The 13,133-nt window shown below is 35.3% G+C and carries 13 protein-coding genes; 8 read left to right on the top strand and 5 right to left on the bottom strand.

The annotated features are described in order from the left end of the window. Window positions 1-211 precede the first annotated feature (211 nt). Window positions 212-1,201: an NAD-dependent epimerase/dehydratase family protein gene (locus EM308_RS05775; protein ID WP_035634270.1), complete on the top strand. Its 990-nt coding sequence runs from the start codon at window positions 212-214 to the stop codon at window positions 1,199-1,201. On the opposite strand, the gene EM308_RS05770 is transcribed toward EM308_RS05775, so the two are convergent. From EM308_RS05770 to EM308_RS05760, 3 genes are read right to left on the bottom strand one after another with little or no spacing between them, the layout of a single operon-like run. Further along, complete coding sequence (locus tag EM308_RS05770) at window positions 1,202-1,702, bottom strand: DUF4296 domain-containing protein (RefSeq protein WP_035634267.1); 501 nt, start codon at window positions 1,700-1,702, stop codon at window positions 1,202-1,204. It lies immediately after the preceding gene. A gap of 6 nt (window positions 1,703-1,708) precedes the next feature. Continuing rightward, window positions 1,709-3,052 (bottom strand): dihydroorotase, encoded by a 1,344-nt coding sequence (locus EM308_RS05765; RefSeq protein WP_035634265.1) that lies wholly within the window; start codon window positions 3,050-3,052, stop codon window positions 1,709-1,711. A gap of 12 nt (window positions 3,053-3,064) precedes the next feature. Next, window positions 3,065-3,790: a polyprenol monophosphomannose synthase gene (locus tag EM308_RS05760; RefSeq protein ID WP_035634262.1), complete on the bottom strand. Its 726-nt coding sequence runs from the start codon at window positions 3,788-3,790 to the stop codon at window positions 3,065-3,067. A gap of 101 nt (window positions 3,791-3,891) precedes the next feature. Here EM308_RS05760 and EM308_RS05755 point away from each other — a divergent pair, with 101 nt between their 5' ends. The 3 genes from EM308_RS05755 (at window position 3,892) to EM308_RS05745 (ending at window position 5,969) form a co-directional block, all read left to right on the top strand. Then, the gene (locus EM308_RS05755) at window positions 3,892-4,563 is read left to right on the top strand and encodes a DUF4271 domain-containing protein (RefSeq protein ID WP_035634443.1); all 672 of its coding nucleotides are present in this window, start codon (window positions 3,892-3,894) and stop codon (window positions 4,561-4,563) included. Between the two features lie 13 nt (window positions 4,564-4,576). Further along, window positions 4,577-5,326: a uroporphyrinogen-III synthase gene (locus EM308_RS05750; RefSeq protein WP_035634259.1), complete on the top strand. Its 750-nt coding sequence runs from the start codon at window positions 4,577-4,579 to the stop codon at window positions 5,324-5,326. A gap of 286 nt (window positions 5,327-5,612) precedes the next feature. After that, the gene (locus EM308_RS05745) at window positions 5,613-5,969 is read left to right on the top strand and encodes a hypothetical protein (protein WP_035634256.1); all 357 of its coding nucleotides are present in this window, start codon (window positions 5,613-5,615) and stop codon (window positions 5,967-5,969) included. A gap of 124 nt (window positions 5,970-6,093) precedes the next feature. Here EM308_RS05745 and EM308_RS05740 read toward each other — a convergent pair whose 3' ends face one another. Together EM308_RS05740 and leuS are read right to left on the bottom strand one after the other, a co-directional pair. Continuing rightward, window positions 6,094-6,774, bottom strand: coding sequence for a zinc metallopeptidase (locus EM308_RS05740; protein WP_156101299.1), 681 nt, complete (start codon window positions 6,772-6,774; stop codon window positions 6,094-6,096). 178 nt (window positions 6,775-6,952) lie between these two features. After that, on the bottom strand, window positions 6,953-9,814 hold the full coding sequence (leuS, locus tag EM308_RS05735; RefSeq protein ID WP_035634254.1) for a leucine--tRNA ligase: 2,862 nt from the start codon (window positions 9,812-9,814) through the stop codon (window positions 6,953-6,955). Window positions 9,815-10,152: 338 nt separating this feature from the next. Between leuS and modA the strand changes: the two genes are divergently transcribed. The 4 genes from modA to EM308_RS05715 are packed head-to-tail and all read left to right on the top strand — an operon-like array spanning window position 10,153 to window position 12,869. Beyond that, window positions 10,153-10,926 (top strand): molybdate ABC transporter substrate-binding protein, encoded by a 774-nt coding sequence (gene modA / locus EM308_RS05730; protein ID WP_035634251.1) that lies wholly within the window; start codon window positions 10,153-10,155, stop codon window positions 10,924-10,926. Then, a complete protein-coding gene (locus EM308_RS05725; RefSeq protein WP_035634248.1) occupies window positions 10,923-11,327 on the top strand; it encodes a TOBE domain-containing protein in 405 nt (134 codons plus the stop codon). Before modA ends, EM308_RS05725 begins: the two co-directional genes overlap by 4 nt. Beyond that, window positions 11,320-11,994 carry a molybdate ABC transporter permease subunit gene (gene modB / locus EM308_RS05720; RefSeq protein WP_035634247.1) on the top strand — a complete coding sequence of 225 codons (675 nt, stop codon included), beginning with the start codon at window positions 11,320-11,322 and terminating at the stop codon, window positions 11,992-11,994. The genes EM308_RS05725 and modB overlap by 8 nt, the downstream gene beginning before the upstream one ends. Next, window positions 11,994-12,869, top strand: a complete 876-nt coding sequence (locus EM308_RS05715) for a sulfate/molybdate ABC transporter ATP-binding protein (RefSeq protein WP_035634243.1) — start codon at window positions 11,994-11,996, stop codon at window positions 12,867-12,869. Before modB ends, EM308_RS05715 begins: the two co-directional genes overlap by 1 nt. Window positions 12,870-13,133: the final 264 nt, after the last annotated feature.

The following is a 13,133-nucleotide window of genomic DNA, read 5'->3' as shown; positions in this document are numbered from 1 at the left end:
AATTCAATTTACGAATTACGAATTACGAATTACGAATTACGAATTATGGCAGACAATAGATGATATAATGAATTACAAAATTTTAATGGTCAATTTTAATACCAAAATCAAAAAACGTAAAAACTTAGTATCTCAGGAACTCAGAAACTTTAAACAAAAAAACTTAGAAACTTAGAAACTTAGAAACTTTAAACTTATTACATTTGTAAATATGGTATTAGTCACAGGAGGAACCGGTTTAGTAGGCGCACATCTCTTAATTTTCCTATCGGAAAAAGGAGAAAACATACGTGCTATTTACAGAAATTCAGACAGCACTCAAAAGACAAAAGCGCTTTTTTCATTATATAAAAAAGAGGCACTTTACGATTCCATCGAATGGATTCAAGGAGATATCCTAGACATTCCTGCACTCGAAAATGCTTTTGAGGAAATAACCGAAGTATATCATTGTGCGGCAATGATTTCTTTTGACCCGAAAGACGAAGAACTTGTGCGAAAAACCAATATCGAAGGAACGGCAAACATTGTCAATTTTTGCCTTGCCAAAAACATCAAAAAACTCTGCTATGTGAGTTCCATAGCCGCTTTGGGCGACCTGCCAGAACACGAATCCATTATTACGGAAGAAACCGAATGGAATCCCGAAAAACCGCACAGCGATTATGCCATTTCAAAATATGGAGCCGAAATGGAGATTTGGCGCGGTCTACAGGAAGGACTTGAAGTTGTGATTGTAAACCCAGGCGTTATTATTGGCCCCGGATTTTGGGAACAAGGAAGTGGCGAACTTTTTAAAAGAGTAAAAAATGGGCTGTCGTTTTACACCAAAGGATTAACCGGATTTGTATCCGTTAATGATGTTGTAGCTATAATGCATCAACTCATGAAAAGTTCTATTCACGGGGAACGCTTTACATTAATAAGCCAAAATATCGTATTTCAGGATTTACTGAACACAATTGCTGATGCCTTAAAAGTAAAAAGACCAAGCCATCACGCAACACCGTTTATGATGACTGTTTTATCAAAAATGGATTGGGTTGCTTCGAATGTTTTTGGTCAAAAAAGACAATTGAGCATCGCTACAGCAAGATCGTCCTATACCACCGATTTATATTCGAACGAAAAAATAAAAAACGCCCTGAATATTACATTCCAGGACGTTCATCAATATATTAAGGAAATTACAAATTTGTAACTATTTCTTTTTCAAAGTTTCCTTTGTCGCTTTCTTTTTGACAATAGAATCTTTTTCTTTTTTAAGCTTCAACTCTTTAATTTTCTTAGCTTTTTTAATAGAGTCCTGCACTTTCTTTTCTTTTGCTTTTTTAAGTGCCGCTGCTTTTTTCTCTTCTTTTTTGACTAACAAATCTACAGTAGTTCTCTCTTTTTTAAGTCGGTCATTTAAGGCATCATACATTTTTTTGTATTCTCTATAATCCGAAGCGTAATAAGCATTGCTTTTGGCAAACTGAAGACTGTCTATTTTATACTTTTTAAAAACATAAGTTTTTGGATTTATACCGTAAGCAATCAAACTATCAGGACTTTGATACTTCATAGCTTCCAAAATCGACACATCATAAAGAATATCTCCCATCACTTTTTTGTCAATAAGATTGTCCGGTTTTTCAACCAAATCCTTATTACAGCTAACAAGCAAGGCAACAAAAACAAAAAGTGAGACTATTTTTTTCATCAATTATTAATTTCTATCGAACAATAATCTTTGGCCGGCACGAATGTCTTTTACCTTAAAACCGGTGTAAACCAACTTACCATTTACAAAAGTGTGTGTAATTCTGGATTTAAAAGTAAAGCCTTCAAAAGGAGACCATCCACATTTTGAAAGTATATTTTCCTTCTTAACACTCCAAGGCAATCCAGCGTTGATGATTACCAAATCAGCATAATACCCCTCTTTAATAAACCCTCTTTTTTCTATTTTGAAAATTTTAGCCGGGTTGTGGCACATCTTTTCTACAATTTTCTCGACGCTTATCTTTCCTTGGTGATGCGCTTCGAACATAGCCACAAGCGAATGTTGTACCAATGGACCTCCAGATGGAGCTTGCAGGTATTTTTGTTTTTTTTCCTCCAATGTATGTGGAGCATGATCCGTAGCAACAACATCAATGCGCCCATCGTTTAATGCTTCCCACAACGCTTTTCTGTCGTTATCAGTTTTTACGGCTGGATTCCATTTTATCAAATTGCCTTTCTTTGCGTAATCATCATTGGTAAACCACAAATGATGCACACAAACTTCGGCAGTAATCTTTTTATCCTCGAGCGGAATTTTGTTAGTAAACAATTCCATTTCTTTGGCCGTCGAAAGATGAAAAACATGCAGCCTTGCACCTGTTTTTTTAGCCAAAGCTATTGCTTTTGAAGAAGAAAGATAACACGCCTCTTCACTACGGATAAGATGATGAGCTGTTACCGGCACATCTTCTCCATATTCTTCTTTGAATTTTTCCAGATTATTTTTAATTGTCGTTTCATCTTCACAATGAACAGCAATTAACATTGAAGTGCAGTTGAAAATTTTTTCCAGAACCTCTTCGTTGTCCACCAACATATTTCCTGTTGAAGACCCCAAAAATATTTTTATTCCTGCGACATTCTTCGGATTTGTTTTCAACACTTCCTCTAGATTATCATTGGTCGCACCCATCATGAACGAATAATTGGCGAATGATTTTTCGGAAGCTATTTTGTATTTTTCTTCCAGAATTTCCTGAGTAACAGCATTTGGAACAGTATTTGGTTGTTCTATATAAGAAGTTATACCCCCAGCGACAGCCGCTTTGGATTCAGATTCAATGTCTCCTTTATGAGTAAGTCCCGGCTCTCTAAAATGCACCTGATCATCGATAACTCCCGGCAAAAGATAACTTCCTTCTGCGTCAATAATCATACAATCCGAAGATTTTAGGCTAATATTGTCTGAAACCTCAACAATAAGGTCATTTTCCACCAGCACATCTCCTTCAAAAATAACCCCTTCATTTACTATTTTAGCATTCTTAATTAAATATCTGTTCATAGTAGTTTTCTTTTACAAACTGTTAACCAACTTTTTTAAACGTAACATGATAACTCCAAATACGGCTTCAATAATAATCGAATTGCTCATTTTGGACTGCCCCCTTGTTCTATCAGTAAAAATAATGGGCACTTCAGAAATGGCAAATTTATTGCAAAACGTTCGGTATTTCATTTCAATCTGAAAAGCATACCCAACAAATTTAATTCTGTCCAAATTAATAGCTTCCAGCGCTGCCCGTTTATAACAAACGAATCCAGCAGTGGCATCATGAATTTTCATTCCGGTAATCATACGAACATAAACCGATGCAAAATAAGACAACAGCACACGGCTCAAAGGCCAATTCACGACGTTTACCCCAGTTACATAACGAGAACCTATAGCCAAATCGGCATCACCAAAATGACAGGCCTCGTATAATTTTTCCAAATCCTGAGGATTATGTGAAAAATCGGCATCCATTTCAAAGATAAAATCATACTTATTTTGCAAAGCCCATTTGAAACCATGAACATAAGCGGTTCCCAGCCCCGCCTTTTTTTCTCTTTTTTCCAAAAACAACCTACCGTTAAACTCAGACTGAAGCATAACTACTTTATCCGCAGTATGGTCTGGAGAATTGTCGTCAATAATTAAGACATGGAAAGGTTTGTGTTGTGAGAGCACTGCCCTAATAATGCTTTCGACGTTTTCAATTTCGTTATAGGTGGGAATTATAACAATACAATTGTTCATGTTTAGCTTAATTTCCGTGCAAAAGTAACCTTTTTATGCCATTTGATTATTATAAATTTATAATAAATAATGTTATAAAAATTACTAATTTTGCTCTAATTATGACAGAACACGTACTTCATCCTAGAATAACTGACACAAACGACTGGGTAACTCTCGTTTTTATTTTGTCTTTTGGCATTGTTGCCTTAACTAAATCGCTCTATGAAAACCGATTTGAGGATTTCACCAAGTTAATTTTTTCAGACAAGTACGTACGAATATACAGAGACAGTAGCCATTTGATGGGGATGTTTTCCATCTCTTTATTTCTGGTTCAAATCATTTCCTTTTCATTTTTCATTCAAATTTTATTGGCGCGTTTTGGTTATGGTTTAAAAACGGATTGGATTTTATTTATCCAAATATTCACATTTGTCATTTACTTTGTTTTGTCCAAATTTTTAATCGAAAAAATCATTGCAACTACATTTAATATAGAAGAATTAATCGAACAATTTAATTTACAGAAGGTTACCTATCGCACATATGTCGGTTTAGTATTACTTCCTGTTGACATCATTTTATACTATTATGATGCCCTACTAAAAAACATTCCGCTGACCATCCTTTATACCATCGTAGTTCTGAACGTTTTACTTTATGTATACTCAATAAAAAGCTACAGAAACGAAATTTTCGGCAAGTTGTTTTATTTTATTTTATATCTTTGCACTCTTGAAATAGCACCCTATTATTTTATGTATTATTGGTTTACAAAAGGTAGCGTTTAGAAATTTTTTTAATATGAAAGTGAAAACAATTTTGGTGTCACAACCAGAACCTAAAGTGGAAAATTCTCCATATTTTGAGCTGCAGCAAAAGCATAAAGTGAAAATTGATTTCAGACCTTTTATTCACGTAGAAGGAGTAAGCGCAAAAGAGATTAGACTCCAAAAAATCGATCTTAACAACTACTCTGCCATTATATTAACAAGTAAGAATGCTGTTGACCATTTTTTCAGAGTTGCTGAAGAAATGCGCTATAAAGTACCTGAAGGATTAAAATACTTTTGTCAGTCTGAAGCAATTGCTTTTTACTTACAAAAATACGTTGTTTACAGAAAACGCAAAATCTATGTAGGTCCTAAAGATTTTGCTGATTTATCGCCTTTGATTAAAAAATACAAAGACGAAAAATTCCTGTTGCCGGCTTCTGACCAATTGAACGCAGATATTCCTGTGACATTAAACGCATTGAAAGTAGATTGGACTCCAGCCACTTTTTACAAAACGGTTATGAGTGACCTATCCGATTTGGCCGATGTTTATTACGATGTTTTGGCTTTCTTTAGCCCTACCGGAATCAAATCATTATACAAAAACTTTCCGGATTTTGAACAAAACAATACTCGTATAGCTGTTTTTGGTAGCACTACTCAAAAAGAGGCTTTGGATCACGGATTGCGTATCGATATTATGGCACCAACTCCCGGAACTCCTTCAATGACTATGGCATTAGAAAAATACATTGCCGAAGCCAACAAAACAAAGTAGATTTATATAAAAATCCAATATTTTGAAAATCCAAATTCCAATTGTACTATTGGAATTTGGATTTTTTATTTGGAATTTATTTCAAATCACGTCCTGGATTCCAAAATTAAAACCTTTAAGCAGTTTCCAAAACCGAAACTTTTATATCTTTAGACCGATGAACGAATCCAATATTTTCAACAAAAATTAAACCTTATCATACACAAATAGTCAAAGTGTAAATTATGATTAAAAATCATCAAATAACAAAACCTATTAATTACTTGTAACCAATAAACAACTACATATGAAAAAACTCAAACTTTGCCTTCTCATCCTTCCTTTTTCCCTTGTTTTAATAAACTGTAACTCCACCAAAAAAGGAGCAGATTACACCAAAGTAGAAAAAAAATTAAGCTACAACAAAGACATTAAACCAATCATAGACAATAGCTGTACGCCTTGTCACATTCCGCCTCAAGGCCGAAAAGAACCTTTGGAAAACTACGCTCACGTAAAAGAACATATCACAACCATAATTGAGCGTATCAAACTTCCGCAAGAAGATCGAAAATTCATGCCTCCAAGAAATAAAAAACCACCTTTGAACGACAGTTTGGTTGCCGTTCTAGTAAAATGGCAACAACAGGATATGCCTGAATAACGATTGTAATTAGAGAATGAGATAATTAGATAATTACTTTTTAAACCTATAAAAAAACCTGAAAGTTTATTTAACTCTCAGGTTTTTTAAATTTTCTAATTGACTAATTATCACATTAAAAAAACTATCTCCTATTATTAAAAATAGAAATGTAATACAGTAAAGTTGCTATAGAACCCAAAGCAGCCACAACATAAGTTCTTGCAGCCCATTTCAACGAATCTTCTGCACCGGAATATTCGGCTTGATTGAGCATATTTTTATTTTTTAGCCAAGCCAAAGCGCGATTACTCGCATCATATTCTACAGGCAAAGTAACTATCGAAAACAAAGTTGTTGCGGCAAAAATCACAATCCCAATCAATAACAATTGAGGAAAACTACGCAACATCAAGATTCCCGCCAACAAAATCCATTGCATATAAGAAGAAGCCACGTTTACAATTGGAACCAATTGAGAACGTAATGACAACATACTGTAAGCTGTGGCGTGTTGCACGGCGTGTCCACATTCGTGTGCCGCAACTGCAGCTGCTGCCGCGTTTCTTTGATTATAAACCGCCTCACTCAAGTTTACAGTTTTATCAACCGGATTGTAATGATCTGTCAACTGACCCGGAGTCGAAATCACTCGAACGTCATAAATACCGTGGTCTGCAAGCATTTTCTCGGCAATTTCTCGTCCCGACATTCCGTTTTGCAAATGCAACTGAGAGTAAAATTCAAATTTACTTTTCAGTCTAGAACTCACTAACCAACTTGCCAGCATAATACCCCCAGCAAGAATTAAATAACTCATTCCCATATTTTGTGTGTTTTTTATTTTCGTTTAAAACCTAGGAATTAAACATCAAATTACAAACCAAATTTAACAAAATGCCAATTTGACATCCGTTAAAAATTTCCAAAATAAAAATTCCAAATCCCAATAAACTACTGTCATTGGAATTTGGAATTTAAAATATTTGGAATTTAAAATTTGACTATCCCACCAAATTGATAATTTTACCTGGAACGATAATCACTTTGTTTGGTGTTTTTCCGTCGAGTTGTTTTTGGGTTCTTTCGTCTTTCATTACGATTTCCTCGATTTGTGCTGCGGTCAAATCCAAAGGCAATTTGATGGTAAAACGCATTTTTCCGTTGAAAGAAACCGGATACTCTTTCTCTGATTCCACCAAATGTTTTTCTTCAAAAACAGGAAATTCAACAGTCGAAATTGAACCTGAATTTCCTAATTGAGCCCACAATTCCTCAGCAATGTGCGGCGCATAAGGTGAAACCAAAATCGCCAACGGTTCTAAAATCGCACGCGAATGGCAATTTTGAGAAGATAATTCATTTACACAAATCATAAACTGTGAAACCGAAGTATTGAAAGAGAAACCTTCAATATCTTCTGCTACTTTTTTGATGGTTTTGTGCAATGATTTTAAGTTGTCTTTTGTAGGCTCTTCGCTGTTTACGATTGAACCATTTTCATCAAAATACAAACGCCATAATTTTTTAAGGAAACCAAAAACTCCCGAAATACCAGCCGTATTCCAAGGTTTCGCTTGTTCCAATGGCCCTAAAAACATTTCGTATAAACGCAAAGTATCCGCTCCGTATTCATTACAAATATCATCTGGAGTTACAACATTGTATTTGGATTTCGACATTTTTTCGACTTCGCGCCCTACAATGTATTTACCGTTATCGTCACAAATGAATTCAGCATCTTTATAATCTTCTCTCCAAGCTTTGAATTTTTCAATATCTAATTCATCTGATGAATTCACAAAACTTACATCAGAATGAATCGGTTGAACACTTTCTCCGCTAATTTTATTTTTAGAAATAAACGAATTTGTTCCTTCAATTCTATAAACAAATGCACTCGTTCCCAAAATCATTCCCTGATTAATCAGTTTTTTGAATGGTTCTTCAGTTGGTGCAAAACCTTTATCTTTCAAGAATTTATTCCAAAAACGGGAATACAATAAGTGTCCTGTAGCGTGTTCGCTTCCGCCAATGTATAAATCCACATTTTCCCAATAAGCCAAAGCTTCCTTACTTGCAAATTCGTTTTCGTTGTGTGCATCCATATAACGCATCCAATACCATGAACTACCTGCCCAACCTGGCATTGTGTTCAATTCCAAAGGAAAAATCGTTACATGATCTACTAAATCTGTATTAACAACTTTATTTTGTTTTGTATCCCAAGCCCAAACTGTCGCGTTTCCTAATGGAGGCAATCCGTCTTCTGTTGGCAAATATTTCTCCACTTCTGGCAAAACAATTGGTAAATGTTTCGCATCAATCATTTGTGGCAATCCATTCACATAATATACAGGGAACGGTTCGCCCCAATATCTTTGACGGGAAAAAACCGCATCACGCAAACGGTAATTAGTTTTTCCTTTTCCTTGATTTATTTTTTCTAACGCTTCAATTACTTTTTGAGTTCCTTTTTTATAATCCAATCCGTTTAAGAAATCCGAATCCACTAATTGAAACCCTTCTTTCGCTCCAAAAGCGGCTTCTGAAATATCTTTATCAAAAATATTCTTGATAGCCGGCATTCCGTTTTGTCCTTTAAAGAAATTCGCAAAAGCATAATCTCTTTCATCTCCACAAGGAACCGCCATTACGGCACCTGTTCCATAACCCGCCAGAACATAATCCCCAATCCAAACTGGAATCGGTTCTTTGGTAAACGGATGCTCAGCATACGCCCCAGTAAAAACTCCCGAAATGGTTTTTACATCGGCCATACGCTCTCTTTCGGAACGTTTTGCGGTTTTTTCGATATACGCTTCAACTGCTGCTTTTTGTTCCGGAGTTGTAATTTGAGCCACCAATTCATATTCTGGTGCCAATGTCATAAAAGTAACTCCAAAGATGGTGTCAGGACGAGTTGTAAAAACCGATATACTACCTTCTGAATTCTGCAATCTGAATTCTACTGACGCTCCAACCGATTTACCAATCCAGTTTCTTTGACTTTCTTTAATACTTTCACTCCAATCAATCGTATCCAAACCTTGTAACAATCGTTCAGCATAAGCCGAAATTCGCATACTCCATTGGGTCATTTTTTTACGAATCACAGGATATCCGCCACGTTCAGAAACTCCGTTTACGATTTCGTCATTTGCCAAAACCGTTCCCAATCCTGGACACCAGTTTACTTCGGTTTCAGCCAGATAGGTTAATCTATATTGCAAAAGTATTTTTTGTTGTTCTTCTGACGAAAACGCATTCCATTCGCTTGACGAAAAACCAACAATATTATCGTCGCAAACCGCATCTACATTAGCATTTCCTTCTTTTTCGAAAACAGCAATCAAAGTCGAAATATCTTCGGCTTTGTCTGTATTTTTATTATACCAAGAATTAAATAGTTGAATAAAAATCCACTGTGTGTGTTTGTAATAATCAGGATTTGAAGTTCGTACTTCACGACCCCAATCGAATGAAAACCCAATTTTATCCAATTGTTTACGGTAACCCGCAATTTTGTTTCCTTCTTTGTCAACTCCTCCGTCGATATTTACCGAAGTTGTATCTTCTGGACGTTGTCCCGTTTGAATCGCATATTGTTCAGCCGGCAATCCAAAACTGTCGTAACCCATTGGGTGTAAAACATTGAATCCACGATGTCTTTTATATCGGGAATACACATCCGAAGCGATGTAACCCAGCGGATGCCCCACGTGCAACCCCGCTCCAGACGGATAAGGAAACATATCCAAAACATAGTATTTTGGCTTTTCAGAATTATTTTCGGCGGCAAAAGTTTGATTTTCTGCCCAATATTTTTGCCATTTGGCTTCTATTTCGTTCGGATTGTATTTCATCTTTTTGTTAATAGTTTATGGTTTGTGGTTTATGGTTTTAATCTATAAACCACAAACTAAAAATGAACGGCAAATTTACATTTATTGTCGCTTGTTACCAAAGCTATTTCTTAAACAAAAAAATAAATCAGTAGTTACGTAAAAATACTTATTTTTGAAGATGTTTTTCTTGAACACAATCTGTTGATTTTTTCACGCAGATTTGCTTCGCCTGTTCGCTATAACCCTGGTCGCAGATTTCGCAGATTTTTCTATTTCAAAATCTAAAAAATCATTGTAAATCAGTTCAATCCGTATAATCCGTGGCTAATTCTACACTTAGGTTAAAACTAAAATTTATGACTGTAAAAAAACTACTGCTTTCGACCATAACTGTCTTAATGCCGTTACTATTTAGCTCCGCAAAAGCACAACAAAAAATCACGATTGTAGCCGCAACCAATTTAAAAGTAGCTTTGGATTCCATAACTACAGTTTTTAAAATTCAGTACCCGAATATAGACACACAGGTTACTTACGGCGCTTCGGGAAAATTATTCGAACAAATTTCGAATGGAGCTCCTTTTGATTTGTTCTTTTCTGCCGATATGGATTATCCAAATCAATTGAAAGAAAAAAAACTGACATCATCTGAAATTAAAATGTATGCGATAGGAAAACTGGCAATTTGGAGTAAAAAAACAGACCCAAACAAAAGAAAAATAAACAGTCTTTTGGACGCGAATATTCGTAAAATAGCTATTGGAAATCCCACAACTGCGCCTTATGGCGAAAAAGCAATTGAAAGTTTGAAATTCTACAAAGTTTATGACAAAGTCAAAAGCAAATTGGTTTTTGGCGAGAACATTACGCAAGCCGCCCAATATGCAACCACTGGTGCCGCCGACGTTGGAATCATAGCTTTGTCGCTAGTCCTTACGCCAAACATGCAAAAAGAAGGAGGAAAATATTATATTATTCCACAAAAAAGTCATTCCGTTTTAGAACAAGGTTGCGTACTTTTGAAACACGCACAAGGAAATGTAAGTGCAACTAAATTTTATAATTTTATATCTTCGAAAAAAGCAATCGCTATTTTGAAATATTACGGATACGACACCAAAACAAAATGAATACTCTAAACGGATACATAACGGCAATACAATCACACGAAGGAATTTCATTGGTAAAAGTAAATTCCAATAATACCGCTTTCACTTCGATTGTTTTGGACACAAACGAAACAGCTTCCTATCTCAGGAATGATCATTTTGTAAAAATCATTTTTAAAGAAACCGAAGTGGTAATTTCTAAAGATTTTAATCCAAATCTAAGTATCCAGAATCGTTTGCAATGTACCATTGAATCAATAAAAAAAGGAGTTATACTCAGTCAAATTAATCTGAATTTTGGCGAAACCGTCATAAAATCCATAATAACCACAAATGCTTGTGAACAATTGGATTTGAAGGAAAACGATAGTGTTTTTGCATTAATAAAAACAAACGAAGTAAGCTTATCGCCCAATGATTAATCTAGAACCCTTATGGCTCACGGCAAAACTGGCTTTCATTACAACGCTGATACTTTTGGCGGTTGCCATACCGCTATGCTACTGGCTGGCGTATAGCCGATTTCGTTTCAAAGCAATTATCGAAGCGCTGATTAGCCTGCCTTTGGTTTTGCCCCCATCCGTTTTGGGATTTTATCTTCTCGTTGCTTTCAGTCCCGAAAATGCTTTCGGAAAATTCTTAACTGATTATTTTGATTTACGATTGGTTTTTACCTTCGAAGGATTGATTCTGGCATCCGTTTTATACAGCCTGCCGTTTATGATTAACCCTATTTTGTCCGGATTAAAAAATCTGCCGGCGAGTTTACAGGAAGCTTCTTTTACATTGGGAAAATCCCGATTTACGACCATTCTAAAAATCATTCTCCCGAATATTCGCCCTTCTTTACTCACCGGAATCATAATGACGTTTGCGCATACAGTGGGAGAATTTGGAGTTGTGTTAATGGTTGGTGGAAGTATTCCTCAGGAAACCAAAGTAGTTTCGATTGCCATTTACGAAGAAGTCGAATCGATGAATTACGATAATGCCAATATTTATGCGGGAATATTGTTTGCGTTTTCTTTTTCTATTTTGTTGGCCGTGCATTTAATCAATAATAAATCTCGAAAAACAACTCTTTATTAATGATACAATTCAATGCTTATAAAATGTTGCAAACGGCGGACGGCGAATTACCGTTGGATGTTTCATTTTCTATCGAAAAAGGGCAGTTTTTAGCTATTTATGGAAATTCAGGAGCTGGAAAAACAACATTACTCCGAATAATGGCAGGATTGACCGAAGCAGAAAAAACAAACATAAAAGTTGGAAACGAAACTTGGGACAATTTGCAAAACAAAATTCATTTAGCCATTCAAAAGCGTTCCATCGGATTTGTTTTTCAAGATTTTGCTCTGTTTCCAAATTTAACTGTAAAAGAAAATTTAGAATTTGCCCTTCAAAAAGGAGACGATTCCAAAATCATACCCGAATTGATTGAACTCATGGAATTGCAATCGTTGCAAAACAGCAAACCTCAAAATTTATCGGGAGGACAAAAACAGCGTGTGGCCTTAGCGCGAGCCATTGTCCGTAAACCAGAAATACTTTTGCTAGATGAACCGCTATCTGCTTTGGATGATGCTATGCGGTTTAAACTTCAGGATTATATCTTGAAAATTCATCAAAAATACGAATTGACGACTTTGATGATTACACACTCAATTCCCGAAATATTCAAACTTTCGGACAAAGTTATTATTCTGGACAAAGGAAAAATCATTAAAGAAGGAACACCCAACGCCGTTTTTTCAGAAGAAAAAATAAGTAGTAAATTCAAATTGACAGGCGAAATCATTAGCATTACCAAGAGCGATATTGTGTATGTAATTCAGGTTTTTTCCGGAAACAACATTATAAAAGTGGTCGCCACCGAAGATGAAGTAATCAACTTTAAGATTGGACAAAAGGTATTGGTGGCTTCGAAAGCATTTAATCCAATCATTCAGGTTATTTCTTAAAAATCTAAATTCATTTTATTTCATCTGCGAAAATTTGCAACACGATTGATAGCGCAATCTCATTAGGATAAAGAATTGCTGTTTTATTTTCACCCAGATTTCGCAGATTTTCGCAAATAAAAAACCTATATCACAATAATTATAAAACCTGCAAGATCAAAAAAAAAAAAAGACCTTGCAGGATTACAAAAAAAACGAATAACAAGTATTTTTATTAATTGAGCTCAGATTTAACGTTAACCACGAAATAAAAATAAAAGAGCA

Source organism: Flavobacterium gilvum (assembly GCF_001761465.1).
GTDB classification, from domain to species: domain Bacteria; phylum Bacteroidota; class Bacteroidia; order Flavobacteriales; family Flavobacteriaceae; genus Flavobacterium; species Flavobacterium gilvum.
This window is presented reverse-complemented; position numbering and strand designations above follow the sequence as displayed.